Origin of the sequence: Cupriavidus sp. IDO (genome assembly GCF_000812465.1) — a bacterium.
GTDB lineage: Bacteria > Pseudomonadota > Gammaproteobacteria > Burkholderiales > Burkholderiaceae > Cupriavidus.
Window position 1 is genome coordinate 29,713 of the sequence record NZ_JWMA01000005.1, and the last position, 23,999, is coordinate 53,711.

The following is a 23,999-nucleotide window of genomic DNA, read 5'->3' on the forward strand; positions in this document are numbered from 1 at the left end:
GGGGGAGCTTTTTTCCTCATTACAACGACAGGAGACAGGAACCATGGACGCGCATCATTTCAACGGCAGGCGCCGCACGCTCGTGAAGCTCGCGGCGGGCGGCGCACTCGCAGCCACCGCCCCGATATTCTCGCCGCTGGTGCGGGCGGCCGGGTCCCGCACGCTGAAGATTGGCTACGTCTCGCCGCAAACCGGGCCGCTGGCGCCGTTCGGCGAGGCCGACCGCTTCATCATCCAGCAGATGCAGGCCGCGCTGAAGAACGGCACGACCGTGGGCGGCAAGACCTACCCGGTCAGCATCGTGGTGAAAGACAGCCAGTCGAACCCCAACCGCGCGGGCGAGGTGGCGAGCGACCTGATCCTGAAGGACAAGGTCGACATCATGCTGGTCTCCGGCACGCCCGAGACCGCCAACCCGGTGTGCGATGCCTGCGAACTGAACGAAACGCCGTGCGTGTCCACCGTGGTGCCGTGGCAGCCGTGGTTCTTCGGCCGCAAGGGCGATCCGAAGAAGGGCTTCAACTTTACCTACCACTTCTTCTGGGGGCTGGAAGATGTCATCAGCGTCTACACCGCCATGTGGCAGTCGGTGCAGACCAACAAGGCGGTCGGCGGGCTGTTTCCGAATGACGGCGATGGCAATGCCTGGGGCGATGCCAGGGTGGGCTTTCCGCCGGTACTGGCGCAGAAGGGATTCACGCTCAAGGTTCCCGGCCGCTTCCAGAGCATGACGCAGGACTTCTCCGCGCAGATCGCGGCGTTCCGGCAGGCCAATGCGCAGATCATCACAGGCGTGGTGATTCCGCCCGACGCCAGGAACTTCCTGGTGCAGGCACGCCAGCAAGGCTTCCGGCCCAAGGTGATATCGATCGGCAAGGCATTGCTGTTCCCGAGTGCCATCGAAGCGCTGGGCGAACTGGGCGACGGCCTGACCACCGAGGTCTGGTGGTCCCCGTCCCACCCGTTCAAGTCTTCGGTCACGGGCCAGTCGGCGCAGCAGCTCGCCGCCGACTACGAGAAGGCCACCGGCAAGCAGTGGACGCAGCCGCTCGGCTTTGCCCATGCGCTCTTCGAGGTGGCCGTCGATACGTTCCGGCGCACCAAGGACATCGACTCCAATATCGCGGTGCGCGACGCGCTGGCGGCGACACGCGTGAACACCATCGTCGGCAACGTCGCATGGGGAACCGGGCCAGTCAGGAACGTCGCCAAGACACCGCTGGCGGGCGGGCAATGGGTCATGGGCCAGAAGGGCCAGAAGCACAAGTTCGACCTGGCCATCGTCAGCAACCAGCTCGCGCCCGGGGTGCCGCTGAGCGGCCCGCTCAGGCTGATTGGCTGAGCACGGGAGCCGGATCATGAGTCATGTGCTGCAACTTGACCGGGTATCCAGAAGCTTTGGCGCGCTGAAGGTCACTGACGACATCAGCCTCAGCGTCGAAGCGGGCGAAACCTACGGCATCCTCGGCCCGAACGGGGCGGGCAAGACCACGCTGTTCAACCTGATCAGCGGCGATATCCGCCCCGACCAGGGCACCGTGTACTTCGACGGCGCGGATATCGGCCACCTGCCGCCGCACCGGCGCTGCGTGGCCGGCATCGGCCGCTCGTACCAGGTGCCGCGCCCCTTTGGCGGCATGACTGTGTTCGAGAACCTGCTGGTGGCGGCCACCTTTGGCGGCCAGAAGCCGGAACGCGACGCCTACGGCATCTGCGTGGACGTGCTGGCGCGCACCGGGCTGAAGCCCCGGGCCAACAGCCTGGCCGGCAGCCTGACGCTGCTCGACCGCAAGCGGCTGGAACTGGCGCGCGCGCTGGCCACGCAACCCCGGCTGCTGCTGCTCGACGAGATCGCGGGCGGCCTGACGGAGCCGGAGACCCGCCAGCTGGTTGATGAAATCCGCCAGGTGAAGGCGGCAGGCGTCACCATCGTCTGGATCGAGCATGTCGTGCACGCGCTGCTGGCCGTGGCCGACCGCCTGCTGGTGATCAACTTCGGCAAGAAGCTGGCCGAAGGCGCGCCGGGCGCCGTCATGGACAACCCCGAGGTCCGGCGCGTCTACCTTGGCCTGGAGGCCTGACCATGAACACACTGCTGCAAACCCGGAACCTGGCCGCCGGCTATGGCGACTTCCGGGCGCTGTTCGGCATCGACGTCACCGTTGGCGCCGGCGAAGTCGTTGCGCTGATCGGCGCCAACGGCGCCGGCAAGTCGACATTCCTGAAGACCATCGTCGGCCTGCTGCCGCCGGCTTCCGGCCAGATCCTCTACAAGGGCGAGCCGATCGGCGGATTGCCTGCGTCGAAAATCGTCGGCAAGGGCATCGCCCTGGTGCCGGAGGGCCGGCGCCTGTTCTCCAGCCTGAGCGTGGAAGAGAACTTGCTGCTCGGCGCCTACAGCGGCCGGCCCGGGCGCTGGGACCTCGACACAGTGCTAGGCCTGTTCCCGGCCCTGCGTGAGCGGCGCCATCATCCGGCCACTGCGCTGTCCGGCGGACAGCAGCAGATGGTGGCGATCGGCCGGGCGCTGATGAGCAACCCCGAGCTGCTGATGTGCGACGAGCTGTCCCTCGGCCTCGCGCCCGTGATCGTGCGCGAGATCTACGCGGCATTGCCCGCCATCGTCGCCGGCGGCATGAGCGCTGTCATCGTCGAGCAGGACGTGCGGCTGGCGCGCCAGGTTTCGTCGCGCTTCTACTGCTTCCAGGAAGGCCGCGTGAGCCTCGAGGGCGAATCGGCCGCCGCTTCCGACGAGGCGATTACCGAGGCCTATTTCGGAGTCCACGCATGAATACGCTCCTCAACATCCTGACCCAGGGCGTGCTGCTCGGTGCGCTGTATGCGCTCTTTGCGATGGGGCAGTCGCTGGTGTTCGGCGTCATGCGCCTGACCAATATCGCGCACGGCGACTTTATCGTGCTGCTGGTGTTCGTGCTGTTTGCCCTGACAGGCATCGCGCACCTGCCGCTGGCGGTGGCGATCGCACTGCTGGTGGTCATCGCGTTCGGCGTCGGCTACGTGCTGCAGTATGGCTTGCTGAACCGCGTCAGCAGCCGTGACCCGTTGCCATCGCTGATGGTGACATTCGGCCTGTCGATCGTGATCCAGAACGTGCTGCAGGAGCTGTTCTCGGCGGATCCGCGTTCGGTCGGCACCAGCGGCTTCGAGTCGCAAAGCCTGCTGCTGCCCGGCGGCATCAGCGTCGGCTACCTGCCTCTGCTCACGCTGCTGGCGACGGTTGCAATCACCTTCGCGCTGCAGTGGCTGTTCGGCAGGACGGCGCTCGGGCGGGCGTTCCGCGCCACCTCCGACGACCGCGAGATCGTGCAGCTGATGGGCGTATCGCATCGGCGCACCTATGCGCTCGCGATGGGTGTGGCCTTTGTGCTGATTGCCGTGGCGGCAGCGCTGTACGCCACGCGCACCGCGGTCTCGCCATCCGATGGCCCGGCCCTGCTGCTGTACGCGTTCGAGGCCGTGATCATCGGTGGCATGGGCTCGTTCTGGGGCACCTTCCTGGGCGGCATCGCGCTGGGCGTAGCGCAGCAGGCCGGCTTCTATTTCGATCCCGGCTGGGGCATCTGGCTGGGCCACGTCATGTTCCTGGCGGTGCTGGTGGCAAGGCCCCAGGGCTTCCTGCCCAGGACCGCGTAGTGATACCCGATACCCGAGAGGCACTGAAATGGCAGAACCTGCAAACCGCCCCGTGCACGGCTTTGAAGTGCACCGCACCACCCGTGCCAGCAAGGTGGCGATGCTTGCCCTGCTGCTGGCAGCGGTGGTCATCGCCAGCACACCTTACTGGGCCGGTCGCGATACCCTGCGCGACTTCACGCAGATCGCGTCGTACCTGATCTTCGCGATGATGTGGAACCTGCTTGCCGGCTACGGCGGCATGGTGTCGATCGGCCAGCAGGCGTTCTTCGGCATCGGCGGCTACGCGATGCTAGTGCTGGCCAACTTCTGCGGCGTGTCGCCGTTCCTGGCGGTGCCACTGGGGGCAGGCGTGGCGATGCTGATCGCCGTACCTCTATCGCGCATCGCATTCCGGCTCGATGGCGGCTACTTCGCGGTGGGAACGTGGGTGATCGCGGAAGTCTTCCGGCTTGGCGTGGCCAATGTTTCCGCACTGGGCGGCGGGTCGGGCACCAGCCTGACGGCGCTGCAGGGTATCCCGCGCGCGACGCGCGAGTCGCTCACGCTTTGGCTGGCGCTGGCCGCGGTTGCAGGCAGCATCGCCCTGCTCTATTGGTTCCTGCGCGCAAAGCCCGGACTGGCGCTGACCGCGATGCGCGACAACGCCGTGGCAGCCGGCAGCCAGGGGGTCGACGTGCGCCGCGTGCGGCTCGCGGTGTACCTCGTCGCCGCCGCCGGCACCGCGTTCGCCGGCGGCCTGTACTTCCTCGGCAACCTGCGGATTTCGCCCGACGCTGCGTTCTCGGTGAACTGGACGGCGTTCGGCATCTTCATCGTGCTGATCGGCGGGCTGGGCACGCTCGAAGGGCCCATCATCGGCGCGCTGCTGTTCTTCCTGCTGAACAAATACCTGTCGGACTTTGGCACGTGGTACCTGATCGGGCTGGGCATCGTGGCCATTGCCGTGGCGATGTATTTTCCCGGCGGCATCTGGGGCTACCTGTCGCAGCGCTTCGGCCTGCAGTTGTTCCCGGTGGGGAGGCGGGTGGTGTTTGCCGGCGATGGTCCGGCTGAAGGGGCAGCCGTGCAGGAAGAGGGCCGCAACGGACACGCCGCGAGCGCGCTGATTGACGGCGCTGCCCCACACCACACCGCTGGTTAATCAGCTTGCCTTTCCGGTGAAACCTCATAGTTTACAGATTATTACTAGGCGGAGTTCGCTGATCCACAACCGGCAAGGCATGTTTCAAGGCTGTGGACATTGTGAGCACCGGAGAGGAGCTGGGCAAACGCGCGTGCAGTGGTGGTTGCCGGACAGCCGATCGGCAGTTAAGTTGTCCGTGACGCCATACAACCGTTTCTCACTTCATTGGCGTCCTGATTGGCGCGAACAGCTGGGGCACTGAGCGACGCTATCAAAATGATTCTGGCGTCGTTGCGCGGCCTTGCCGTACTACTTGTACTGTCTGCGGCCGCGCGCCTAGCCAGAACCGCTTCGCTTCATTTTGATAGCGTCTCTAACCACCTGGGGCGCTCCCATGAATGCACGCCAATACTCCCTCGCCGGCTACGTCCGCTCTGGACTACTTTGTGTCGCAGTGACGCTGTTCGCCGCCTGTGGCGGTTCGGGTGACGACGGCAAACCGGCAACCAAACCGCCCCTCAGTTTCCAGGTGGTGTCGTTTGGCGACAGCATCTCTGATGTAGGAACCTATGCACCCGTGGCGCAAGTGGTCGGCGGCGGCCGTTTCACCACCAATCCTGGACAGGTGTGGGCCCAGGATGTCGCGAACTTCTTTGGCGGAACGCTGACCGCTGCGCAGACCGGTGGCTATGGCGTGTCGGTGCAAAATCACGCCGACGGACTGGGATACGCCCAAGGCGGCGCCCGTGTCACGGACCCCAACGGCATCAGTTTCAAGCCGAACGGACTTGGCGCGTTGACGGTCCCGATTGTGACGCAGCTGCAGAACCACCTTTCCGCGCACGGCAACTTCAGCGACGGGCAGCTTGTCCTTGTCCAGGGAGGCGGCAGCGACATCCTGATCCACGCCGAGGCGGTGGTGGCAGGAAGCGAGGCGCCAGCTGACGCGAATCAGGCGGTGACTGTGGCCGCGCAGCAACTGGCGGCGATCACCGCAAAGATCCTCGCATCCGGCGCAAAGCACATAGTTGTCTCGAACGTTGGAAATATCGCCATGTCGCCGCGCGGCGTCAACAACGCTGCGCTTGGCACCGTTCTCACGGGGCTGACGTCAACCTTCAATTCAGCGTTGATGAACGCGCTCCAGGCTATGGGCATCCAGAACCAGGTCATCAGCGTCGACCAGTTCGCCTTCATCAATGATGTCCTCGCCAATTTCAAGGCGAAGGGGTTCCTGGTCAGCAATACCGGGACCGGATGCAACCTGCAGCTGCTGTCGAAGGAGATCGAAGTGAGCTCACTCTTTTGCTCACCTAAGACCTACACCGTGCCGGACGCCGATCAGACCTACATGTTTGCCGATGAGGTGCACCCGACGACGCATCTCCACGCGTTGTTTGCGACCCTGGTAGAGCAGGCAGTGCAGGCGGCGAATAAATAAGCGGCCAGATGGCCTCCGCTCGTGCCAGGCCCGAGCTTCCGCCTGCGCGACCTCAAGACCTGGTAGCAAAGATGGAATGCGGCAGGACCTGTCGCCTCAACCACCAGCCATGGCAATCGAGACGACAGGTCCTGCGTCAGCGTGAGAGCGCGTGAGCGGCCTGCAAGGCGCTCAGTACTGCTTCGTGGGCTCCTTACCCATGGTGTCCTTGTCCATGGAGTCCTTGCCCATCGAGTCCTTGCTCATCCCCCCCTTCTTCTCCGGCATCTTCTTGGCGTGGCTCTTGCTCATCTTGTCCTTTGCCATGTCGTCCTTGCCCATGGTGTCTTTCGCCATGCTGCCACTCTGCCCCATGGCATCCTTTCCCATCTCGTCCTTCTTCATCGTGTCCTGTGCCAGTGCATTGCCGGCCAGCAGCATGCCGGCGGAAATCAGCAAAACCAGACGCTTGTTCATAGTGTTCTCCTTGGTCAGATAAGTAAGATTCCGGCGGAATACCGGTCAGGTACAGGTAGATGCTCAGGAACCGCCGAACCAGTTGTACCCCTGGTCCTCCCAATAGCCACCCGGATACTTGTTGGTCACGAACATCGCGACGATATGTTTCGGGTTCTTGTATCCGAGCTTGGTGGGCATGCGCAGCTTCATCGGAAAGCCGTACTTCGGCGGCAGGCGTTCGCCGTCATAGGTGAACGTCAGCAGCGTCTGCGGATGCAATGCGGTAGCCATGTCGATGCTGGAGTAGTAGTCGTCGGCGCAGCGAAAGCCCACGTACTTTGCTGTCGTATCCGCACCGATGCGCTGGAGAAAGTCGGAAAAGCGTGTCCCGCCCCACTTGCCGATGGCGCTCCATCCCTCCACGCAGATATGGCGCGTCACCTGCGACGTCTGCGGCAGCGCGTACAGTTCCTCGAGTGTCCACGGCGTCTTGTGCGAAACCAGGCCGCCGACCTCGAGCCGGAACCCGTCGGCGTCCACCTCCGGCACTTCATCAATGCCGTAGTAGGCATTGAACGGGAACGGCCGCGTCAGCATGGACTCAGGATAGGTCGGCGCCAGGCGGTGCGGGTCGAACAACCAGCCCTGCACGCGGTCGTTGAAGCGCGAGACCGCCATCAGGAAGGATTCGACCGATGGTTCGTCGGTGATGCTGCAGCCGGTCAGCAGCAGCAGGCCGCCAAGCGTGATGGCACGCTTGCCGAACAGCCGGCGGGACGGCATGCTCAGTTCACGGGTGGCATCGTGCAGGATCAGCTCGCGGTCGAGCCGGATGATTCGTTCGGGCGTGCTCACGGCAGTTCCTCCAGGTGCAGCCTAGCGGCCGCGCAGCATGATGATGAGAGACCGCGGCACCAGCACGGTCATCACCACATGAACGACAATGAACAGCGCGATCGCGCTCATGCCAATGAAATGCACCCATCGCGCTGCGTCATAGCCCCCCATCAGCATGCGCAGCAGCGGGAGCTGCACCGACTTCCAGATGGCAAGACCAGACAGCACCGTGAGCACGATCACGACGACCACCCCGAGATAAAGCAGCTTCTGGGCGGCGTTGTATTCGGCGAGGTTGGCGTGCGAAAGCTTGCCTCGCAAGGCCGCGGCCACGTCATGCAGCGCCGACGGGATCGAGACCGGGATGAAGCGCCGCCGGAATCGGCCGGTGACAACGTTCATCACCAGGTAGAACAGCCCGTTGGCCACCAGCAGCCACATGGCTGCAAAATGCCATTGCAGCGCTCCGGCAAGCCAGCCGCCGAGCGTGATGTCGTTGGGGAAGCGGAAGGCGAACAGCGGTGAAGAGTTGTAGATGCGCCAGCCGCTGAGCATCATGATGATCACCGCGATCGCATTCAGCCAGTGCGTGATGCGCAGCCAGGCCGGCTGGATCGTCGAGGATGGGCGTGCGGGAGTCTTTGGCCTGATCGCCGCCAATGGCCGTGCAGTCTTCACGTTCTCTCTCCGATGCGATGTGGTTTCGCGGCTATCGCCGTTTCGCTTACATCACGTTCGTCGTCCGGCGCGGCGGGAACTTACATGGATCTCACAAAGAATTTTTTTAGCTCTTCGCGGGGTAGCAGGTCTGGGTTCCTGGATGCGCTGCTGTTTCGCCGGCGTAGCCGGCGACCTCCTTTTTGACGGCGCGGGTTTACGGGTATTTGCTTCAGGGCAGAACTAGACTGCCTGCCGCGCAGATCGCCAGGGGCAACGCCGGGAAGACCGCTGTCCTCCCGACCTCGTGAGAGCGGAGTGGCACCCTGATCAAGCGACGTGCCTGCGGCAAGAGGTTTTGGACCACGACGGTGGTGCGCGATTCGGCTGCGCATGCCTCCGGGTCTCAAGCTGCGTACCACTCCGCTCTCACGAGGTCGGGAGGACGGCCTGTCAATGCCTCGCGCCGTCTCGTCACAACGCGGCAGGCATCGTAGCTATGCCCTGAAGCCAATACCCGTACAAAAACCGTCGAACACTACGATAAGACTGGCCGTCCGCCGAGGACAGCAAACGCGTTTTTGGTTACTTTTGTCGCTCGGACAAAAGTGACTCACCCGGCAGGGCGAAACGGGGCCGTCAAACCATCGACAGCGCCCAACCGCAGCCCCCCCCTCAGACACATCAACAACCCGCCTTGACGATAGAACCAATAGTCAGGAAAGCAAGGAATCGCCGACAAGAACCTGATCGCCTTTGGAACCCGCTTCAGGTTACCAATCCCGCAACCCTTCGCCGATGGCGCAGTTCATGCATTTCACGAAGATATCCGCCCGAGTATTCAGGAGGCCCGAATGCCAGCCCCCGCCAACAAGCCCCCGGTCAGCCGCGCTCAACTCAATGCCTGCCGACGCTGCACGCTCTGGCGCGATGCCACGCAAGGCGTGCCCGGCGAGGGCCCCGGTGGCGCGCGCATCATGCTGGTCGGTGAACAGCCGGGATCGCAGGAAGACTTGCAAGGCGCGCCATTTGTCGGGCCCGCCGGGCATTTGCTGGATGAAGCGCTGCACAAGGCCGGTATCGACCGCAACACGGTCTACATGACCAATGCCGTCAAGCATTTCAAATTCGAGCTGCGCGGCAAGCGCAGGCTGCACAAGACACCGTCTCAGCTGGAAATGGAGGCCTGCGGCTACTGGCTGGAACGGGAGATCCAGCGGATCGATCCGCTGGTCATCGTCGCGCTGGGCGCCACCGCGGCCAGGTCCGTGCTGGGACGCAAGAGCGTGACGCTCTCGGCGATGATGGACGAGCCCGTCGAGCACGACGGCAGGCTCGTGCTTGCCACTTACCATCCCTCCTTTGCCTTGCGGCAAACCTCGGAAGAAGCGCGCGCGGCTACCTTCGAGCGGATCGTCGCGAGCCTGCGTCGCGCCGCAAGGCTTGAGCGCAAGCGTGGCGCCTGACACGCCCTGGGCGTCGATCCGCAGCCGCTAACGCCTGCTCGCCGCGAGCAGACTGGCGCGCGACAGCGCCAGCAGGAGCGCCGCGAGGGTCAGCCACGTCAGCGCCGGATGCCGTGCGCTCAGCTCACGCAGCGACACCGGCGTGCGCGGGGGCGCGTGCGCGGCTGCGGCGATGCGCCGTGAGCGCCGGTTGGCGGACCACAGCTGGAACACAGCGCCCGCCAGCCACATCGCGGCACCCACGTAGCGGGACGAAGACATGGCCCTTCTCCGGGCGGACCATTCGCATCCTTACAGCGGCGGGTTCACCCAATACGGGTCGCGGCCATAGTACTCGTGCACGGTCCGGCCCCATGTCGCGTCGGCCATGCTCGGCCAGCTGTCCTTGTTGAAGCCCGGGTCGGCCTTGATGCGTTCGGCAGTCGCGGCGATGCGGAAGCATTTCTCGTCGGTATCCATGACAAGTGCGTTCCACGGAATCGCGTGCAGCGTGTCGCCCATACCGAGGAAGCCGCCGGTGGTCAGCACCGCATAGGCGATGCGGCCGCGTGGCACGTCGAGCATGATTTCCGAGATCTTGCCGACATGCTCGCCGTCGGATGAGTACGTCTTGGTGCCGTCCAGGCTCGATGCCGCCATGACTTCCGGGCCGGGGCCCGCGCCCACGCCGGAACCGACGATGGCCGCGCCTTGCCTGCTGGTGGTGGTGTGCGTTTGCATGTTGCGCTCCTTGAGTGGTAGCGGGTCAGAACGCTTGTGCATGCGCAATGAGCGTGCCCGCCGCCAGCGCTATGCGTGCCGCCGGGCATGCTGTCCGCGCCGGGCGGCAGAGCGGGAAGGGACCATGCCCGGAGGGCTGGCCAGGCAACGATGCCGCAGTAATTCTTGCTGCCGGCCATTGCAAAAAGCGGCATAACGGGGGACCTCGGCCCGTGCCGCCGCAAAAGAGAACAGGCCGCTTGCAAAATTCCACTTGTAATGAGATCGATTCCCATTTACCATGGCATCACTGTCTGACACAGGGCGCACAGCCCGACCGGCAGAACGGCCAGACCTGGCGCCGCTACGGCACGTAGCGAGACCTGCGGGACCGGCCGGCAAGCATTCCGGATGCCGCCGCGCGGCGTTCGTTACCGACTTTTGTGGGGACCGCTCCGTACCGCGGAGCGTTTGGCAGTAGCCAGTCGCCGGAAGATCGGGAAAGCATCCAGACCCCGCTTTCCCGATCGCGTCTTCCGGCGGCAAGCCAGGCCACCTTTTTATTCCGCGCGTCGTCCAGGCACGGCGCTCCGTCCGGGACGCCCCAGCAGGGGCTGCCCTGGACGCTCCGCAAGCCTGAATTCCGCAAACCCGCCGTGATGACTGACCATCGCCCGCGCTTCGTGCAAGTCGCACCGATCGCGCGGGCGCAAGCTGCCGCATGCCCATGCCACCCCTGACCTCCGATCCCATCCACCTGAAGCGCGCCGGCCTCAAGGCCACGTCGCCGCGCATGCGCATCCTCGAGGTGTTCCGGACCAGCGCGCGGCGCCATCTGAGTGCCGAAGACGTATACCGCGTCCTGCTGACGCAGACCGACGACGCCGGACTGTCCACCGTCTATCGCGTGCTGAACCAGCTGGTGCAGGCGAACATCCTGCTGCGCCACAGCTTCGAATCCGACCATGCGGTGTTCGAGCTCAACGAGGGCGGCCACCACGATCACCTGATCTGCGTGGCCTGCGGGCGTGTCGAGGAATTCCAGGATGAAGGGATCGAACGGCGCCAGCGCCAGGTGGCCACCGAGCACTCATTTGTGCTGCGCGAACACATGCTCGTGTTGTACGGCGTCTGCCCCCGATGCCGGGCGCGCCCGGATGAAAGCTGAGCGCGCGGAGCCGTCAACCTGGAGCCGACCATGGACCGCCTGGCCAAGCCGCTATCCGAACTGAAACACCTGCTCAACCGCTACCTGCGCCAGGAGCCGGGCTGCCACGACTGCCAGCTGCGCGCGGTCTGCGTGCACCGGCCCGACCATACCGGCTGCAACTGGAGCGCGGAAGTCGATTTTCCCGAGCGCACCGAAGCCGAAGCGGTGCGCAACCTGCGCCAGGCGCGCCGCGTGGTGATGCTCGCGCGCGAGCGCTACAACGTGGCGGCAAGCGCCTGACTTCAGCTACGCACGGCGGAGGGCTCCGCCACCACCGGCGCGGGCCGCAATACCAGCCACACCGCCATGCCGATCAGCGCGCCGCCGGCAAGGTGCGCCCACGACAGCGTCTCCCCCAGGAAGAGCGCGCCCCAGACGATCCCGAACGGCGGGATCAGGAAGGTGACGGTGAGCGAACGCACCGGTCCCAGGTCCGCGATCAGCCGGTAGTACAGGATGTACGCGATCGCCGTACACACCATGCCGAGCCCGAGCATCGCGCCCCAGACACCGGCGCCGGCATCGCCCAGCGTGTTGTGCCGGACCAGCGCAGCCACGCAGAACGGCAGCAGGAACAATGACGCGCCGGCTAGGCTGCCCGTGGCCACCAGCCGGCTGTCGAGCCCGCCGCGCTCAGTGATCCAGCGGCGCGTCAGGAAGCCCGCGAACCCGTAGCAAGCGGTTGCCACCAGACAGGCCGCCGCACCCAGCAGCACCTGCGCGGAAAACGCCACGGGCCCGGTGCGGGTCAGCACCGCCACGCCCGCCACGCCAAGCATCACGCCGAGTGCCTTGGCCCGCGTCAGCTTCTCGGCGAAGAACAGCGATCCGATCAGCACGCCCATCAGCGGCGTCATGGCATTGAACACGGCCGAGTAGCCAGCCGGCAGCCACAGCGCGGCGATCGCGTACATGACGAAGGGAATGCCCGAATTCACGATGCCGACCACGATCACCGCCCGCCATTTGCCGCGCATATCCCAGCGCAGGCCGAGCAGGGGCAGGCAGGCCGCCAGCGTCACCGCCCCGATCAGCACCCGCAGGAACGCCGAGGGCAAGGGGCCGAGCACCGGTGCACCGATGCGGATGAACAGGAAGCTGGCGCCCCAGATGGCGGCCAGCGAAAGCAGGCGGATAAGATCGGCGGGTTTCATGATGGGTGCTGGCGAGGGCGCGTGGCGCCAGAGGAAGCTGCGGGGGATGGCGGCGATTAGACGCCTGCCGGAAGACGTCCGCAAGCTGATTTCGGACCTCTGCCTGCCCCGGAATGCCACCGACCAATGCCGACAAACCCATACTGATTGCATGGCGTTATCGCCTTTTAATGCACATTTGTGGTGCTTTTAACGCCACTTAGGCCGCGTTTCCGTCTCATTTCTTTCTACAACCTTTCCACCTCACCCCCCGGATGAGGGGAGGGTGTAACGGACGCGTGACAAGGCGACTTTGATTAAACTAAAATCTGGTCTGCGCCAGAGTTAATTGACCCCTCCGACGCATTCCCGACAAGCCGCCAGGACCCTGGCGGCTTCTTTTTTTTCGGCGCCAGCCCTGCCCATCCTGCCCAGGGGCATATTTGCCGCGCCGCCGCACCCCGTTCTCCGCACATCGCCAAACTGGCGTCAACCGCCGCGCCGGCTACCGCGTTGCCTGCCACATGAAACAACAGTTCCTTGGCCTGCTCGCGCGCGTATATGTCCTGCAATTCGCCCTCGAGGTGCCCGCAACCGTGGCCATGCTGGCGGATATGCTGATGGAGTACGGCTTCCAGGTCGACATCGGTTCCGTGCGGCCACTGCTGCGTGCGCTGCAAATGGAAGGCTATCTTGAAAGCGTGCTGCGCGACGGGATCGGCCGTGTCTATCTGCTCACCGAACGCGGCCGGGAAGAGCTGCAGAACAACCGCAAGCGCATCGACGACCTGTATCGCCGGCTGCACGCCGACGCCGGCCGCACGTGATCCTGCCTGATCGTGCCCACTGCCAGCGGGCGGACGGGAAGTCCGGGGCGTACCCGTTTCTGCGAACAAGTCTGCGAACAAAAAACCCCGGCGCCTTCCGGCCCGGGGCTTCGCTTTTCTCAACTTCAGGGCGTGATTACTTCTTCTCCGCCTTGCCCTCGTAACGCTTGCTCCACTCGGCCAGGATGCGGTCGCGGTTGGCGCTCGCCCAGGTGAAGTCGTTCTTGATCAGGCGTTTTTCGTAGTCGGCCGGCAGTAGCGCATCCGGCTTGGCGATGCCCGGCACCGCCAGCACCGCGAAGTTCTTCTCGTACAGCGCCATCGCGTCATGCGAGGCCGAGAAGTCGGCCAGCTTGCGCGCGGCTTCCAGGTTCTTCGTGCCCTTGATGATCGCGGTGGCCTCGATGTCCCAGCCCAGGCCTTCGCTCGGCAGCACGATATCGATCGGCGCGCCTTCCTTCTTCGACTTCATCGCGCGGTACTCGAACGCAATGCCGATCGGGAACTCACCCTGCGCGGCCACCTTGCAGGGCTTGGAGCCCGAATGCGTGTACAGGCCGATGTTCTTGTGCAGGGCGTCCATATAGCTCCAGCCCTTCTGCTCGCCCATCATCTGCAGCCAGGCGCTGACGTCCAGGAAGCCGGTGCCCGACGAGGCCGGGTGCGGCATCACGATCTTGCCGGCGTAGACCGGCTTGGTCAGGTCCGCCCACGAGGTTGGCCTGGGCAGGCCCAGCTTCTGCGCCTCCACGGTGTTGAAGCAGATCGCCGCGCCCCACACATCCATGCCGACCCATGCCGGCGGATTGGCCGCGCTGCGGTATTGCGCGTCGATGGCGCCGAGGTTCTTCGGCGCATACGGCTGAAGCATGCCTTCCTTGTCGAGGATGGCCAGGCTGGAACCGGCCAGGCCCCACACCGCGTCGGCGCGCGGCGCGGCCTTCTCGGCCAGCAGCTTGGCGGTGACGATGCCGGTGGAATCGCGCACCCACTTGATCTCGATGTCGGGATTGGCCTTCTCGAAGGCAGCCTTGTAGGCGGCGATCTGGTCGGCTTCGAGTGCGGTGTAGACGGTCAGCACGGTGGCGGCGTGGGCGCCGCCGGCCAGCAGCGCGAACGCGGCGAGGGCCGTGGCGGTACGGATGGTGCGGGACATGGATTCTCCTTTGGGGTGCAGCGTGCGTAGTGAATGGGTCGGGCGTCAGTGCGCCGGCCGGCGCCACGCCTGCGTGCGGCGCAGCCAGCCGGCCGAGGCCGCATGCAGCAGCAGCGCGGCCAGCACGGAAGTCAGCAGGATCAGCGTGGACATGGCCGCAGCGGGCGCGGTATCGCCGGCGTCGTCCATGTTCAGCACGGAGATCGCGGCGAGCACGGTGTCCGGGCTGTACAGGAAGATCACCGCCGACACCGTCGTCATCGACGACACGAACAGGTAGCGGAAGATGTCGAGGATGGCCGGCAGGCAGATCGGCACCGTGACCCGCCAGCACGTCACCAGCGGCGCCACGCCCAGCGACAGCGCGGCGGCTTCGAACTCGGTATCGAGCTGGCGCAGCGCGGCGGCGGCGGTCAGGTGGCCGGTCGTGTAGAAGTGCGCGACATTGCAGAGCACCAGCAGCGCCATGCTCCCGTACAGGAAGTGCAGCGGATTGCCGGGCGCGTTGAAGAAGAACACATAGCCCAGGCCCAGCACCAGCCCCGGCACCGCCATTGGCAGCAGGAAGCCGGCCCGCAGCACGCCGTGCAGCCAGGCCGGGCCGCGCGTGCGCTCGGTCAGCCAGGCACCGAGGAAGATCGCCACGGCGCCGGCGAGCGCGGTCAGCGCCGACAGCTTCAGGCTGTTGCGGTAGGCCAGCCAGCCGCCGCCATCCATATTGTCGAAATCGTAGTGGGCCAGCGTGAGCTGCAGGTTGTATGGCCACAGCTTCACCAGCGAGGCGCCCACCGCGGTGGCCAGCACCGTCAGCAGCGCGGCGCAGACCAGCATCACGATCAGCAGGCAGGCAATGTCACGGACGCGGTCCGGGCCAGGCACGTAGACCTGCGCGCGGCTGCCCATCTGCGCGCGCTGCCGGCGCTGCATCGCCATGTCCACGCCAAAGGTCAGCACGGCGGGCAGCAGCAACAGCATGCCGATCAGCGCGCCGCGGTCAAACTGCTGCTGGCCCACCACCGCCTTGTAGGCTTCGAGCGCCAGCACCGGGTAACCACCGCCCACTACCTTGGGCACCCCGAAGTCCGTGATGACCAGCGTCAGCACCAGGCACGCAGCGGCAAACAGCCCCTGGCGCGCGCCGGGCAGCGTGACAGTGTGGAAGGTGCGCCACGGGCTCGCGCCCATCGCGCGTGCCGCTTCATACAGCCGGGCGTCGGCCAGCGAGAGCGTCGCCACCAGCACCATCAGCGCGTGCGGGAAGGTGTAGAACGCTTCGCCCAGCACAATGCCCCAGAAGCCATAGATCCCGCCCGCACCGAAGGCATGCTTGAAGATGCCCTGGTTGCCGAACAGGTAGACCAGCGCGATCGCCGGCAGCAACGACGGCGCGAACAGCGGCAGCAGCGCAATGCCGCGCCACAACGGCCGCGCAATCACGCGCGAGCGCTGCAGGGCATAGGCAAAGCCGAAGGCCAGCGGCACCACCAGCGCCACCACCGTCATCGATACCGCCAGGCTGCGGCCGATCAGGGGCAGGAAGTTCGGATTGGCGACCAGTGCCGCCATGCGCGCGCCCAGCGCCCAGTTGCCGGCGGCGTCGAACCAGGCCTGGCCGAACAGGGCGATCAGCGGCAGCACCAGCGCCACGGCCAGCCCGCCGAGCCACAGCCATTTCATGGCCGCGGGCGCGCCGTGCGCCAGGCGGCCGCTTGCGCTGCCATGGCCATGCGACAGCAGTGCCGGCGCGCCGGCCGGCTGGCCGATCGTTGCCACGTCAGCCACCTCGTGCACCGCGCGCGTCATGCGAACACCTGCAAGGCCGAGGCCGGCAACGAGATCCAGAACTTGTGGCTGCCGGCCTCGGGCAGCTGGTGGCGCGCTTCACGCGGCACATCGGCAAACAGGGTCAGGCCAGGCAGGCGGTCGGCTTCCAGCGCCAGCCGGTAGCGGCTGCCGAGGTAGGTCTGGTCAACCACGCGGGCCAGCAGGCGGTTCGGCTCGGACTCGCCCGCATGCAGGCGCACCGCCTCCGGGCGGCAGCACAGGCGGCTGGCTTCGGGTGCCAGCGGTGCATCCACGGTGAAATCCACCGCATTGCCGCCCTCGCCCACCATAAAGCGGTCTGTGCCGCTGCACCGGCCCGGCAGCCAGTTGGCCTGCCCGATAAAGCCGGCCACGAACGCCGAGGCGGGCTGCTCGTAGATCTGGCCCGGCGTGCCGGCCTGCACGATGCGCCCACCGTCCATCACCGCGACCTGGTCGGCCATGGTCATGGCCTCTTCCTGGTCGTGCGTGACCATGACGGTGGTGATGTTCAGGCGGCGCTGGAGCTGGCGCAGCTCCATCCGCAGGTGCTCGCGCACGCGGGCGTCCAGCGCGGACATCGGCTCGTCAAGCAGCAGCAGCGACGGTGCCGGCGCCAGCGCGCGGGCCAGCGCCACGCGTTGCTGCTGGCCGCCGGACATCTGGCCCGGATACTTGCGTTCGCTCCCGGCCAGCCCGACCAGCTCAAGCATTTCCGCCACGCGGGCGTCGCGGTGGGCACGGCCCATGCCGCGGCCATGCAGCCCGTAGGCCACGTTCTCGGCTACGGTCAGGTTGGGGAACAGCGCGTAGGACTGGAACAGGATGCCGTAGTCGCGCGCCTGCGGCGGCAGGCCGGTCAGCTCGCGGCCGCCGGCATGGATGCGGCCGGCGTCTTCACGCTCCAGGCCGGCAATGATGCGCAGCAATGTGGTCTTGCCGCACCCCGAAGGCCCCAGCAGGCACAGCAGCTCACCCTGGCCAACGGACAGCGAGACCCCGTCCAGCGCCACGAAGCCGCCGAAGCGCTTGCTCACCTGCTCCACTGCCAGGAACGCCCGGCCTTCCCCGGACTTGCCTGCCTGCATGACCGAATCTCCGCAAATCTATCGAAACGGCTGCAAGCTTAGGCAGGCTATATGCCAGGGATGTGGCAATACGGCAAATTATTCCGATGGGGGCATCGGGGGATTTTGGGGATCGGGCGATCAGGCGCTGGCTTCGAGGCCTCGCGGAGCCGGCAGCATGCTTTCGAAGCCGCTGCCCAGCACCTGGCGCAGCGCCCCGGGCCCCACCGGCTGGCAGAACAGGAAGCCCTGCACGCCGTCGCAGCCCTGCGCGCGCAGGAATTCGAACTGGGCCATGGTCTCCACGCCTTCGGCGACGACCGTCAGCTGCAGCTGGTGGCCCAGCGCAATGATCGCCGCCGCCACGGCCTGGTCATGACCCTCGGTAGCCACGTCGTCGACAAAGGACTTGTCGATCTTCAGCTTGTTGATGGGCAGCCGGGTCAGGTAGTTCAGGCCGGAATACCCGGTGCCGAAATCGTCGATGGACAGGCGCACGCCCAGGTCGCGGATGCGGCGGAAGGTCTCGATGGTGGTCTCGCCGCCGTCGACCAGGATGCCTTCGGTCACTTCGATGGTGAGGCTTGCCGGCGGCAGCCCGGCCTCCTGCAGGCAGCGAGCCACGGTATCCGGGAATTCGGCGTGCCGCAGCTGCAGCGGCGAGATATTGACCGCCACCTCGATCTCCCGGCCGAGTGCGTCGCGCAGGGACTGGATCTCGCGGCAGGCGGTAGCGAGCGCCCATTCGCCGAGCGGCCCGATCAGCCCGCATTGTTCGGCGATGGGGATGAACTCGGACGGCAGCATCGGGCCGCGCTCGGGCGTTTCCCATGTGATCAGGGCTTCAACGCCCACGATGGCGAGCGTGGCCGCATCGACGATCGGCTGGTAGCGCAGGCGGAACTCCCCTTCGGCCAGCGCCCGCCGCAGCAGGCCTTCGATGGTAAAGCGTGCGAGCGAAGCCTCCGCCATCTCGCTGGAAAAGCGGCGCAGCTGCGCGCGCCCGCCCTGCTTGGCCGCATACACCGCGGCATCCGCCGACTTGAGCAGGTCGGTCAGCGTTTCGCCATCCGCCGGGAACACGGCCATGCCCAGCGACGGCGTCACGCGCAGGCGCTGGCCGCCGATCTGGAGTTCCTCCGACACCCGCGCCAGGATCTTGGCCGCGGCCAGCTCGGCCTCGCTGTCGTGGCGCAGCTCGCCGAGCACCACCGCGAACTCGTCGCCGCCCATGCGCGCGACCACATCGCCCGGGCGGACCGCGGCCTTCAGGCGGTCGGCGATAGTGCGCAGCACATCGTCGCCGACCGGGTGGCCGAGCGATTCGTTGATGTGCTTGAAGTGATCCAGGTCGAGCAGCAGCAGCGCCACCCGCTCGCCATGCCGGCGCGCGTGCAGCAGCAGCGCTTCGGAGCGTTCGGTGAGTTCCGCGCGGTTGGGCAGCCCGGTCAGCGGATCGTGCAGCGCCAGGTGGCGGATGTACTCGTCCACGCGGCGGCGCTCGGTCAGGTCGTAGGCGATGGCCTGGAAGCCGCCGCCGGCGGGCCGGGCATGGTCCGCATCCGGCACCGCGCTCAGCGCCAGCTGCACCGGCATGCGCGATCCGCCCTTGCGCAGCCAGGTCCATTCGCGTTCATCGGTCAGGCCAAGCTTCGCCTTGGCGACCAGCGCCGGCAGCCCCGGCAGGACCGGCTCATCCAGTTCGCGGGTCAGGGCCTGCGCGTGCGCCGCCAGTTCGTCGGGCACATGCAGGCTCTCATAGGCCCTGCCAAGCAGTTCGGCTTCGGTGTACCAGAGCATGGTCCGGCCGGCGCGGTTGATGCCGGTGATGCGGCCATCCGCGTCGAAGGTGATGACGCAGAAGGCTGCATGATCGAGCAGGCTGGCATAGCGCATCGCCTGCACCGACGCCTCGTGGCCGGCACGCCGTTCGTCGCTGAGATCAGTGATGGCCCACATCCAGCGCGGTTCGGTGGCGGTGTCCGCCGGTGCCAGCCGGGCCACGCCGGCACGCAGCGCAAAGCGGGTGCCATCGGCGCGCACGCCTTCCAGCTCGCGCCGCGCCGGGCCTGCGCCCGGAGCTGCCGGCGTGCCGGTGGCTGCCGCAATGCCGGAAGCGCCGGGCACCCGTTCCACCAGGGGCCGGCCTGCCAGTTCGGCCGCAGTGGTGCCAAACAGCTGGGCCGCGCGCTCGCTGGCGTTCAGCACTGTGCCGGCAGCGTCGGTCACCACGAAGCCATCGCCCGCCTGCGCCATGCACGCGCGCAACAGCGCGCTGTCGTCCTGCTGCGAACGGGTCGCCAGGCTCGCGCGGGCCATGGCGTTGCGGCCCTGGCGCGCCAGCGTGAACGTGAGCCACGCCATCAGGAGCGTAGCGAGCGTGCCCGCGACCAGCAGCAGGCCGCCGTACCGCACGCCATAGGCAGATTCGAATGCGGGCCGCGTGGCCGCCTGCAAGGACCAGGTCTTGCCGCCGTAGCGGATCTGGCGCTCCGCCACCAGCCAGGGCTGGCCTCCGTCATTGCGGCGCTCGCCGTCGGTGCCCTCGCCCGACAGCAGCGTGCCGCCGGCGGCCGTGTCGCCTTCAAACAGCGTCAGCACCAGGTCGCCCGCGGATGGCGCGGTCACGCCGCGCATCAGGTCGCCCAGGCGCAGCGATGCGTAGACATAGCCTACCACCGCTTCGCGGCGCTGCGGCACGGTGTTGGCGGCCACGCCGCCGCCGTACACCGGCAGGTAAAGCAGCGCGCCGCGCTGCCGGGTCTGTGCTTCGGACTCGCGCACCAGCTCCAGGCCGCTGGTGAGGCGCGGCTCGCCGCTGTCGCGTGCCGCTTCCAGCGCGGCGCGGCGAACCGGCTCGGACAGCATGTCGAAGCCCGCGGCCCGCACATTGCGCCCGGCCAGCGGCTCGATGTAGAAGACCGGCACGTAGGTGTCGCGCGTGCCGGCAGGATGCACTTCGAATTCGTGCAGGCCGTCGCGGCGCGCCGAGGCCACCAGTGGCCCGAGGCCCTGAGGGCTGACAATGGGCGCGTAGCCGATCGATTGCGTGCCCGCCGGCAACTCGTCGAGCTGGGCCGTGTAGAGATAGTTGCGCCACTGGGTGCGCGTGGTAGCCGGGTTGGCAGCGATCAGCCCCGCCACGCCGCGCAGCAGGCTTTCGTTGTCGTGCATGCGTTCGCGCAAGGCGCCGGCCGCTTCGGCCAGCAGCGCGTCAAAGCGCTGCTGGGCAGCCTGCCGCTCCAGCCCGTCGGCCAACTGCCAGGCGCCCGCCGTCAGCAGCGCGCCGCCGGCGGCAACCAGCAGCGAAAGCAACGCGGGCGATAGCGAAGGCAGTCTCATGGTGAACGGTCTGGGGTATGGCGGCGCTTCTTCCGGCAAGTGAAGGATTCCGGGGCTGCGGCTGCCCACCGGCCATCGACTGGCGGGCAAACCACCGGCAAGCACACCATCGCAGCAACGGGCGCACTATACCGTGGCATGCGGCCCCCCGGACAGCCCCACCAGCCGCCTTACCGTCCGCCGGCGCACATTGGCCGCACCCTCCGCTGCATTCTGCACCGGAGCCACCGCCTCCCAGAACCCCCTTCACCACAAAAAAGGTTCTTCGCCGGATTGCGGGGTTTGGTTCTTTTGGTTCTTGGATGCGTGGCTGTTTCGCCGGCGTAGCCGGCGACTCCCTTTTTGACTGCGCCAAAAAGGAAGCAAAAAGCGCCTTCTGTCCTCGGCGGACGGCCAGTCTTATCGTAGTGTGCGCGTGTTTTTGTACGGGTATTTGCTTCAGGGCATAGCTGGACTGCCTGCCGCGCAGATCGCCAGGGGCAACGCCGGGAACGGCGCTGTCCTCCCGACCTCGTGAGAGCGGAGTGGCTCCGTGATCGAGCGGCGTGCCTGCGGCAAGAGTCACAGCGCGGCAACCGTGGTGCGCGATTCGGCTGCGATGCCGCCGGGCCTCAAGCTGCGCGCCACTCCGCTCTCACGAGGTCGGGAGGACGGCCTGTTCAAGCAACGCGCCGCCTCGTTACCACGCGGCAGGCATCGTAGCTATGCCCTGAAGCCCATACCCGTACAAAAACGCAGGCAGACTACGATAAGACTCCCGCCCGGCGGGCAAAAAAAGCGTTCTTTGGTTACTTTCTGTCGCTCGGACAGAAAGTGACTCGCCCTTCAGGGCGAAACCTGGGCCGTCGACCTTCGACAGCGTCAAACCGCAGCCACCACCGTCAGGCACATCAGCAACCCAGCCCCACAAATCGGCGAAGAACCAAACAAAAAGCGCCCCCTGATGGCGAAGGACAGGTCGCACCATGGTCAGCTTCAGGCCCTGCATGCGGCCATGTCAACCCGGTTTGCCCGGCTGCCACCACATCTCCCACTGTGGTAGGGTTGCGCTGCAAGCGCCCGCTGCTTTGCGCTCCCCCGAGCGGTGGACGCCCGGGACCGGCCGCGCCCCGGCCTGCGGCGGCCCGCCTCCAGCCCCTCTGCACCACGCATGCCTGTCTTCTCGCTTACGCTGAAAGCGCGAATCGCGCTCATCACCACGGTGCTCGCCGCCGTGTTCGGCACCGGCATCGTGCTGGCTGCCCTCCACGGTGCCCATCGCGACCTGCACGACACGCTGCAGGAGCAGCAGGATTCGATCGTCAAGCTTTTTGCCGACCAGATCGACACCGCGATGGAGGACCGGATCATGCTGCTGACGCACCAGGCGGAGCAGCTCGGCGGCCTGCTCGCCCAGTCCGGCGGCGCCAATGCCGAAGCGGTGCGCGCACAGGCGCTGGCCGCGCTCAAGCGCGCGGTGCCGGTGCCGGCCACGTTCAACGCCGTGATGCTCGCCGATGCGCAGGGCACCACTGTCAACGGCGGCGGCGTGACCTCGGAGGTCGCCGATCGCGGCTATTTCCGCGAAGCAGCCCGCACGCTGGCGCCGGTCGTGACTGCGCCCATCCGCTCACGCACAACCGGCGGCACCGGGGTGATGGTAGCGGTGCCGGTGCTGTCGCCGCAGAAGGCCTTCGTCGGTCTGGTGGCCGGATGGCTGGACCTCTCGAGTTCGAACTTCCTGGTGGAGTTGCTGCACAACCGGCTGGGCACCACCGGCTTCTACTGCCTGGTGTCGGCCGGCCGCGAACCGGTCTACGTGCAGCACCCCGATCACGCCCAGGCCCGCCAGCCGGCGCACGCCGTGGGCGACACCTGCGGCATGGACGACCGCGACGGCGCGTTCGAATTCCTGATGCCCGAGCGGCCGGTGATCTCGCGCCGCCTGATGTCGACCACCGGCTGGGAACTGGTGGCCGTGATGCCGGCGCGCGAAGCCTACGCGCCGCTGCACCAGATGCAGCAGCGCTTCCTGATGTGGGCGCTGCTGGCGCTGGCGATCGTGGCCGCGCTGATCTGGCTGGCCGTGCGCAGGCTGCTGGCCCCGCTCACGCGACTGCACGAGGTGGTGCAGGACAGCACCGCCGACCTTTCCGCCTTCGAGCGCCTGCCGGCACGGCATCATGCCGATGAGATCGGCGACCTCTCGCGCGCCTTCGTCAAGCTCATGCGCGACGTGCGCGAACGCCGACAGCAGCTGGACCGCAGCGAGCGGCGCCTGCGCACGGTCACCGACACGCTGCCGTCGTTGCTGGCGTTTATCGATACGCAGGAGCGCTACGTCTTCAACAATCTCGCCTACGAGCACACCTTTGGCATGACGGTGTCGGAACTGCGCGGCAAGACCGTGCGCGAGGTGCTGGGCGAAGCGCGCTACGCGAAGGCGCGCCCCTACCTGCAGCGCGCGCTTGCCGGGGCAGTGGTGACCTTTGAAACCGAGGACCCGGATCCCGAATACCACTGCATGGAGACCAGCTACCGGCCGGAATGGAGCGCCGACGGCAGCGAGGTGGTGGGCGTGCATATCCACGTGCAGGACGTCACCCAGCGCAAGCTGGAGACCATGCGGCTGTCGCGCATCTCGCGCACCGACCACCTGACGCAGCTGATGAACCGCAGCGCCTTCGAAAGCCAGCTGCAGGCGGCCATGACGCGCTTCCGCGAGAACGGCGGCCTGATGGCCCTGCTCTATCTCGACATGGACCGCTTCAAGGCGGTCAACGATATCCACGGCCACGCCGCCGGCGACCTGCTGCTGCAGGCCTTCGCCCGGCGCGTGCGCCGCTGCGTGCGCGAGCACGACACGGTGGCCCGGCTGGGCGGCGACGAATTCGCCGTGATCCTGGAAGATATCGCCAGCGCCGACACCGCGCGGCACGTGGCGCAGGCGATCCTGGAATCAGTCGGCCGGCGCTTTCATTTCGAGGGCGTGTATGCCGACGTGGACGTCAGCATCGGCATTGCGCTGTACCGCGGCGGCCCGGCGCAGGACCGCGAGCTGATCAGGCTGGCCGACGTGCTGCTGTACCGCGCCAAGGGCGCGGGGCGCGGGCGATATGAGATCGGCCCGGCCGAGCTGGCCGGGGAAGTCAGCGCGTAGCTGA

At 66.6% G+C, this 23,999-nt stretch carries 22 protein-coding genes; 11 read left to right on the forward strand and 11 right to left on the reverse strand.

Annotated features, from left to right (window positions below; all coding sequences use genetic code 11):
• Nucleotides 1–43: 43 nt before the first annotated feature.
• The 6 genes from RM96_RS01520 (at nt 44) to RM96_RS01545 (ending at nt 6,221) form a co-directional block, all read left to right on the forward strand.
• On the forward strand, nt 44–1,342 hold the full coding sequence (locus RM96_RS01520) for an ABC transporter substrate-binding protein (RefSeq protein ID WP_039006944.1): 1,299 nt from the start codon (nt 44–46) through the stop codon (nt 1,340–1,342).
• A gap of 16 nt (nt 1,343–1,358) precedes the next feature.
• On the forward strand, nt 1,359–2,081 hold the full coding sequence (locus tag RM96_RS01525) for an ABC transporter ATP-binding protein (RefSeq protein WP_039006945.1): 723 nt from the start codon (nt 1,359–1,361) through the stop codon (nt 2,079–2,081).
• 2 nt (nt 2,082–2,083) lie between these two features.
• Nucleotides 2,084–2,791, forward strand: a complete 708-nt coding sequence (locus RM96_RS01530) for an ABC transporter ATP-binding protein (protein WP_039006948.1) — start codon at nt 2,084–2,086, stop codon at nt 2,789–2,791.
• Nucleotides 2,788–3,654: a branched-chain amino acid ABC transporter permease gene (locus RM96_RS01535; protein WP_039006954.1), complete on the forward strand. Its 867-nt coding sequence runs from the start codon at nt 2,788–2,790 to the stop codon at nt 3,652–3,654. Before RM96_RS01530 ends, RM96_RS01535 begins: the two co-directional genes overlap by 4 nt.
• 28 nt (nt 3,655–3,682) lie before the next feature.
• On the forward strand, nt 3,683–4,798 hold the full coding sequence (locus RM96_RS01540; RefSeq protein WP_063925959.1) for a branched-chain amino acid ABC transporter permease: 1,116 nt from the start codon (nt 3,683–3,685) through the stop codon (nt 4,796–4,798).
• Nucleotides 4,799–5,174: 376 nt separating this feature from the next.
• On the forward strand, nt 5,175–6,221 hold the full coding sequence (locus RM96_RS01545) for an SGNH/GDSL hydrolase family protein (protein WP_039006956.1): 1,047 nt from the start codon (nt 5,175–5,177) through the stop codon (nt 6,219–6,221).
• 171 nt (nt 6,222–6,392) lie between these two features.
• Here RM96_RS01545 and RM96_RS01550 read toward each other — a convergent pair whose 3' ends face one another.
• The 3 genes from RM96_RS01550 to RM96_RS01560 form a co-directional block, all read right to left on the reverse strand.
• Complete coding sequence (locus tag RM96_RS01550) at nt 6,393–6,677, reverse strand: pentapeptide MXKDX repeat protein (RefSeq protein WP_039006958.1); 285 nt, start codon at nt 6,675–6,677, stop codon at nt 6,393–6,395.
• Between the two features lie 63 nt (nt 6,678–6,740).
• The gene (locus RM96_RS01555; RefSeq protein ID WP_039006961.1) at nt 6,741–7,514 is read right to left on the reverse strand and encodes a molybdopterin-dependent oxidoreductase; all 774 of its coding nucleotides are present in this window, start codon (nt 7,512–7,514) and stop codon (nt 6,741–6,743) included.
• 21 nt (nt 7,515–7,535) lie between these two features.
• The gene (locus tag RM96_RS01560) at nt 7,536–8,174 is read right to left on the reverse strand and encodes a cytochrome b/b6 domain-containing protein (RefSeq protein WP_052279258.1); all 639 of its coding nucleotides are present in this window, start codon (nt 8,172–8,174) and stop codon (nt 7,536–7,538) included.
• An 833-nt stretch (nt 8,175–9,007) separates the two neighbouring features.
• On the opposite strand from RM96_RS01560, the gene RM96_RS01565 reads away from it, so the two are divergent.
• Complete coding sequence (locus RM96_RS01565) at nt 9,008–9,619, forward strand: UdgX family uracil-DNA binding protein (protein ID WP_039006964.1); 612 nt, start codon at nt 9,008–9,010, stop codon at nt 9,617–9,619.
• A 27-nt stretch (nt 9,620–9,646) separates the two neighbouring features.
• On the opposite strand, the gene RM96_RS01570 is transcribed toward RM96_RS01565, so the two are convergent.
• Both RM96_RS01570 and RM96_RS01575 read right to left on the reverse strand, forming a co-directional pair.
• Complete coding sequence (locus tag RM96_RS01570) at nt 9,647–9,880, reverse strand: hypothetical protein (RefSeq protein WP_039006966.1); 234 nt, start codon at nt 9,878–9,880, stop codon at nt 9,647–9,649.
• Nucleotides 9,881–9,910: 30 nt separating this feature from the next.
• A complete protein-coding gene (locus tag RM96_RS01575) occupies nt 9,911–10,339 on the reverse strand; it encodes a PRC-barrel domain-containing protein (RefSeq protein ID WP_039006968.1) in 429 nt (142 codons plus the stop codon).
• A gap of 700 nt (nt 10,340–11,039) precedes the next feature.
• Between RM96_RS01575 and fur the strand changes: the two genes are divergently transcribed.
• Nucleotides 11,040–11,486, forward strand: a complete 447-nt coding sequence (fur, locus tag RM96_RS01580) for a ferric iron uptake transcriptional regulator (protein ID WP_039006969.1) — start codon at nt 11,040–11,042, stop codon at nt 11,484–11,486.
• A 30-nt stretch (nt 11,487–11,516) separates the two neighbouring features.
• Complete coding sequence (locus tag RM96_RS01585; protein ID WP_039006971.1) at nt 11,517–11,768, forward strand: hypothetical protein; 252 nt, start codon at nt 11,517–11,519, stop codon at nt 11,766–11,768.
• A gap of 2 nt (nt 11,769–11,770) precedes the next feature.
• Here RM96_RS01585 and RM96_RS01590 read toward each other — a convergent pair whose 3' ends face one another.
• Entirely contained in the window at nt 11,771–12,682 is a 912-nt protein-coding gene (locus RM96_RS01590) for a DMT family transporter (RefSeq protein WP_039006972.1), read from the reverse strand.
• Nucleotides 12,683–13,185: 503 nt separating this feature from the next.
• On the opposite strand from RM96_RS01590, the gene RM96_RS01595 reads away from it, so the two are divergent.
• Complete coding sequence (locus RM96_RS01595) at nt 13,186–13,488, forward strand: PadR family transcriptional regulator (protein ID WP_039006974.1); 303 nt, start codon at nt 13,186–13,188, stop codon at nt 13,486–13,488.
• 136 nt (nt 13,489–13,624) lie between these two features.
• Here RM96_RS01595 and RM96_RS01600 read toward each other — a convergent pair whose 3' ends face one another.
• The 5 genes from RM96_RS01600 to RM96_RS38360 form a co-directional block, all read right to left on the reverse strand.
• On the reverse strand, nt 13,625–14,644 hold the full coding sequence (locus tag RM96_RS01600; protein WP_039006976.1) for a putative 2-aminoethylphosphonate ABC transporter substrate-binding protein: 1,020 nt from the start codon (nt 14,642–14,644) through the stop codon (nt 13,625–13,627).
• Nucleotides 14,645–14,689: 45 nt separating this feature from the next.
• Nucleotides 14,690–16,447, reverse strand: a complete 1,758-nt coding sequence (locus RM96_RS01605; protein WP_039006979.1) for a putative 2-aminoethylphosphonate ABC transporter permease subunit — start codon at nt 16,445–16,447, stop codon at nt 14,690–14,692.
• The gene (locus tag RM96_RS01610; RefSeq protein ID WP_039006981.1) at nt 16,444–17,535 is read right to left on the reverse strand and encodes a putative 2-aminoethylphosphonate ABC transporter ATP-binding protein; all 1,092 of its coding nucleotides are present in this window, start codon (nt 17,533–17,535) and stop codon (nt 16,444–16,446) included. Before RM96_RS01610 ends, RM96_RS01605 begins: the two co-directional genes overlap by 4 nt.
• A gap of 120 nt (nt 17,536–17,655) precedes the next feature.
• Nucleotides 17,656–20,856 carry a bifunctional diguanylate cyclase/phosphodiesterase gene (locus RM96_RS01615; RefSeq protein WP_039006982.1) on the reverse strand — a complete coding sequence of 1,067 codons (3,201 nt, stop codon included), beginning with the start codon at nt 20,854–20,856 and terminating at the stop codon, nt 17,656–17,658.
• A gap of 679 nt (nt 20,857–21,535) precedes the next feature.
• On the reverse strand, nt 21,536–21,844 hold the full coding sequence (locus RM96_RS38360; protein WP_152624019.1) for a hypothetical protein: 309 nt from the start codon (nt 21,842–21,844) through the stop codon (nt 21,536–21,538).
• Between the two features lie 162 nt (nt 21,845–22,006).
• Between RM96_RS38360 and RM96_RS01620 the strand changes: the two genes are divergently transcribed.
• A complete protein-coding gene (locus tag RM96_RS01620; protein WP_039006983.1) occupies nt 22,007–23,995 on the forward strand; it encodes a sensor domain-containing diguanylate cyclase in 1,989 nt (662 codons plus the stop codon).
• Nucleotides 23,996–23,999 lie beyond the last annotated feature (4 nt).

Coding starts and splice junctions, on each gene's coding strand:
- RM96_RS01575 (WP_039006968.1), bottom strand. CDS start 10,339: ATGCAAACGCACACCACCACCAGCAGGCAAGGCGCGGCCATCGTCGGT.
- RM96_RS01600 (WP_039006976.1), bottom strand. CDS start 14,644: ATGTCCCGCACCATCCGTACCGCCACGGCCCTCGCCGCGTTCGCGCTG.
- RM96_RS01570 (WP_039006966.1), bottom strand. CDS start 9,880: ATGTCTTCGTCCCGCTACGTGGGTGCCGCGATGTGGCTGGCGGGCGCT.
- RM96_RS01615 (WP_039006982.1), bottom strand. CDS start 20,856: ATGAGACTGCCTTCGCTATCGCCCGCGTTGCTTTCGCTGCTGGTTGCC.
- fur (WP_039006969.1), top strand. CDS start 11,040: ATGCCCATGCCACCCCTGACCTCCGATCCCATCCACCTGAAGCGCGCC.
- RM96_RS01605 (WP_039006979.1), bottom strand. CDS start 16,447: ATGACGCGCGCGGTGCACGAGGTGGCTGACGTGGCAACGATCGGCCAG.
- RM96_RS01525 (WP_039006945.1), top strand. CDS start 1,359: ATGAGTCATGTGCTGCAACTTGACCGGGTATCCAGAAGCTTTGGCGCG.
- RM96_RS01590 (WP_039006972.1), bottom strand. CDS start 12,682: ATGAAACCCGCCGATCTTATCCGCCTGCTTTCGCTGGCCGCCATCTGG.
- RM96_RS01540 (WP_063925959.1), top strand. CDS start 3,683: ATGGCAGAACCTGCAAACCGCCCCGTGCACGGCTTTGAAGTGCACCGC.
- RM96_RS01530 (WP_039006948.1), top strand. CDS start 2,084: ATGAACACACTGCTGCAAACCCGGAACCTGGCCGCCGGCTATGGCGAC.
- RM96_RS01535 (WP_039006954.1), top strand. CDS start 2,788: ATGAATACGCTCCTCAACATCCTGACCCAGGGCGTGCTGCTCGGTGCG.
- RM96_RS01610 (WP_039006981.1), bottom strand. CDS start 17,535: ATGCAGGCAGGCAAGTCCGGGGAAGGCCGGGCGTTCCTGGCAGTGGAG.
- RM96_RS01520 (WP_039006944.1), top strand. CDS start 44: ATGGACGCGCATCATTTCAACGGCAGGCGCCGCACGCTCGTGAAGCTC.
- RM96_RS01565 (WP_039006964.1), top strand. CDS start 9,008: ATGCCAGCCCCCGCCAACAAGCCCCCGGTCAGCCGCGCTCAACTCAAT.
- RM96_RS01585 (WP_039006971.1), top strand. CDS start 11,517: ATGGACCGCCTGGCCAAGCCGCTATCCGAACTGAAACACCTGCTCAAC.
- RM96_RS38360 (WP_152624019.1), bottom strand. CDS start 21,844: ATGCAGGGCCTGAAGCTGACCATGGTGCGACCTGTCCTTCGCCATCAG.
- RM96_RS01550 (WP_039006958.1), bottom strand. CDS start 6,677: ATGAACAAGCGTCTGGTTTTGCTGATTTCCGCCGGCATGCTGCTGGCC.
- RM96_RS01595 (WP_039006974.1), top strand. CDS start 13,186: ATGAAACAACAGTTCCTTGGCCTGCTCGCGCGCGTATATGTCCTGCAA.
- RM96_RS01545 (WP_039006956.1), top strand. CDS start 5,175: ATGAATGCACGCCAATACTCCCTCGCCGGCTACGTCCGCTCTGGACTA.
- RM96_RS01620 (WP_039006983.1), top strand. CDS start 22,007: ATGCCTGTCTTCTCGCTTACGCTGAAAGCGCGAATCGCGCTCATCACC.